1 protein-coding gene is annotated in these 3,212 nt (G+C 67.1%); it reads right to left on the bottom strand.

Features of this window, described 5'->3' with window-relative positions; genetic code table 11:
• Nucleotides 1-189: 189 nt before the first annotated feature.
• Nucleotides 190-2,574 carry a DUF1998 domain-containing protein gene (locus ABSH63_RS15650; RefSeq protein ID WP_352891035.1) on the bottom strand — a complete coding sequence of 795 codons (2,385 nt, stop codon included), beginning with the start codon at nucleotides 2,572-2,574 and terminating at the stop codon, nucleotides 190-192.
• Between the last annotated feature and the right edge of the window lie 638 nt (nucleotides 2,575-3,212).

The following is a 3,212-nucleotide window of genomic DNA, read 5'->3' as shown; positions in this document are numbered from 1 at the left end:
TCACCACGGTGCTCCAGCACCATGCGCACGGCGCGCTCACGCACCTCAGGGGAAAACTTCGGGGACTTCTTCATGGCTCCATTCTCCACAGTTGGAGCCTCCGCGAAACCCGGGGCGATTCAGGGCGGGCCAGGTTGTCGGTGTGACCACGCGCCAGTGCGTCTTCTCGTTCGTGCTCACCGGGACACCTCAGCCGAGCTTCTCGATGAGCTTCTGCGTGGCGAACGGGAGGTTGCGCCGCACGATCAGTTCATCCTCGAGGTGGACGGTCAGCGACGTCGCGTACTCCTTGATCTCCTTGAGGTCCGCGTCCGCCGGTTCGTTCGGCGTCAGCGGGCCGTGCAGCCCGATGGCAAACTGGGCTCCGCTCACGTTGGTCACCAGGATGGGGACGACGACGTCGCCGAGGCCCGCGACCGAGATCTGCTTGTCGCGCTCCAGCGTGAGCCCCTCGATGTCCTGCCGATCGAGGTCCTCGAAGAGGAGGTTGGTCGAGCGCGCGACGCGATCCGCGTTGAGCGTCGGGGGAGCGTTGTTGAGGACGAACCGCATCAGGGTCGCGCCGAGGTGGCGGTCGAGGAGGTCGTGCTCGAACTTGTTCTTGTAGCTGCGGAGGCAGCGGTAACAGGAGCGGTCACAGTTGTCCGGGCACACCTCGAGCAGCTTGAGGGCGTCCTCGAAGATCGGGAGCCCGATGTCCCCTACGCGCTTCGCGAAGCCGGCGCCGCCGGGGAGCGTGTCGTAGATGTAGATCTCCGCCTCGAGCCCAGCGCGCCCCTCCGGCGTGAGCGCCGGGCGGTACTCGGCTTGGAGTTCGTCCGCCTCCAACTCGAGCCGCGCGCACGCGGCCTTGGTCACCGCCTCACAGATGGTGCGCAGCGCCACGTCGGTCGCGAGCACACCGGGGACCAGCGTGATGGGCGCGTCTACGCGGATCGCGACGAGCAGCACGTCGGTGATGAAGTCGGTGCCCAGCACGAGGCCCTTCGTCGCGCCGCCTCCGGGGCACATCGGCTCCTCGATGTCCGGGTAGGGCTTGCGGTGCATCGCCACGACGGTGCCCTTCGGGTTCGCGGTGGGCTCGATGAGCCCGCACTTCGTGCAGTACGTGTAGCCCTCCTCGCGCGGACCTCGGTTTGTGACAAGGAGGTGCTGCCGCGTGTGGTGGACTCGGAGCCGCTGGTTCAACTGCTTCCACTTCGAGGCGTCAGCGGGCGTGGGGGCCGTCAGCTTCGCGCGGGTCGCGTAGCTCTTGGCGGGCACGTCGTCGGGCGTGGTTCCCTCCGGCTTGCCCACGGGGTGCGCGAAGCCGGGCGGACGGAGCCACTGCGTGGCGGGGCCGAAAGTGCCGACGCCGCCGCACGCCTCGCAGTCCTTCGTCTCGCCGCGCGAGCCCCCCTCGAACGTCGTGGTCCTCGCGCAGTGGCACACGCTGCACTCGTAGTAGAGGCGCCGGCCAAGCCACGCGCGATATCGGTCGTCGCGCATCGGCGAGTAGATCGCCCCGGAGGTCCAGAGCTTGTTACCGATCCAGGCCTCCTTGCCGGGCGCGTATTGCGACAGCGCGATGGTAAGCCCTTGCGACGGCGTGAACTGGAAGACGGGCCGGTACATCGTCGAGTTCACCGGGTCGAACACATGGAACGTGGCGACGTCGGTCGGGAACGCATAGCGAGGGAGCACGCCCCGGTAGAGGAGCCGGTCGAGCAGGTTCTCTGAGGCCGGATCACGCCCAGGCTTCTCCTCGCCCTCCTCGTCGGGCGCCTCGAGCCTGGTGTCTGCGCTCGCCGCAGCGGACGGGTCTCCTGAGGCTGCCGGGGCGGGCGTGGCTACGGGTGCAGGCGCCGCAGCAGCCCTGCTCGCTGGAGGCTCGAACGCGATTGCCGCGTCGATCGGCTCTATCGTCTTCGGCACAAGCTCGTCGAGGAGGCGTTTGCGTTCCGCAGCCGAGAACTGCTGCGGGAGCCACGCGTCGACCTCCGCGCGGAGGGTCGCCTCGTTCGCCTCGAGCCACTGCTTGAGATCCCATCGATTGAGCACCTTCGTGGACTTCTTGAAGTCGGCCACGGTGCCGAGCACCGCGAAGAGGTGCGGCTGCTCCTCCGGCTTAATGGTGGGCAGCTTGTCCTGGTGATAGCGCTGCAGCAGGTACGCGGTGACGTGCCGTCGGATGATCTCGCTGTTGTCGAGCGTGAGGAGCGGGTCGTCCACGGCGCCACGGATCATCTGGTCGGGATTCGAGAAGTAGTGCTCGTCGTGGCTGTCGGCACTGCCGAAGGCAGTGACCGTCGCGACCGCGTTGCCTCGGCGCCCCGCGCGACCTGCGCGCTGCTGGTAGTTCGCGCGCGGGGGCATGTTCCGCAGCGACACGCCGGACAGCGATCCGATATCGATACCGACCTCCATCGTCGTCGTGCAGGACAGCACGTCGATGGCGGGCCGGTCATGGCCGGTCCCATCGTCGCCGAGATCGACGTCTTGGAAGAGCAGCTCATGCTCCTCCGCCTTTGAGAAGACCTCGTCGGCCTGCGCGGCGTTGAGCTGCGCCGTGTGCTCCGCCGCGATGAGCGCCATCGGAAGAAGGTGCGCGCGGGCTTGTCCGCGATGAGCCGATCCATCTCGTCGAACTTGCCCGAGCGCGCCTGGAACTGACGACCCGTGTTGCGCCACGCTGGCGGCATCTGGCTCATCCAGAGGCCCGCGCGGCCCCAGCACCGCATCCAAGATCGTGCCGTCGAGAGCTTCTGGTCCGAAGTAGTCGCGAAGCCAGGGATATCCGGGAGCGCCTCGATCCACGTCGTATGGTCACCGCGCTCACGAAGCGACGCGATCGCGAGCGCCTCGAGGCCGTAGTAGCGGTCGCCCAGCGAGTTCACGATCGCGCGGAGCAACGACTCCGGCGGCCGCGACGCACGCAGCTGAACACGAAGTCGGGCGTCGCCATGGCGATCTCGACGAAGCGGCGCTGCTCGTCCGTCCCGGGGCGCGCCTAGTCGGTGAGCACCATCCAGGCGTCGTCATCGATCCAGGCCGGCTCGAATGCCGGCGGTAATTCCTAACCTTTCCGGACCAGAATTGGACGTAGCTCTTGGATTGAGATCTGCTTGAGAAGCTTGTGCAGCAAGGGTTGCAGGTTTTCGTGCCGGTGATTGAACCGGTAGCAAACTTCGGCCAGGTACAGGTGGAAGTATTGCCGGGGCACGCCACGGTAC

This window comes from Sinimarinibacterium thermocellulolyticum (assembly GCF_040327995.1).
Taxonomy (GTDB): Bacteria; Pseudomonadota; Gammaproteobacteria; order Nevskiales; family Nevskiaceae; genus Solimonas; species Solimonas thermocellulolyticum.
The sequence above is the reverse complement of the archived record's forward strand: the minus strand, read 5'-3'. Positions and strand labels throughout refer to the sequence as shown.

Coding starts and splice junctions, on each gene's coding strand:
- ABSH63_RS15650 (WP_352891035.1), bottom strand. CDS start 2,574: ATGGCGCTCATCGCGGCGGAGCACACGGCGCAGCTCAACGCCGCGCAG.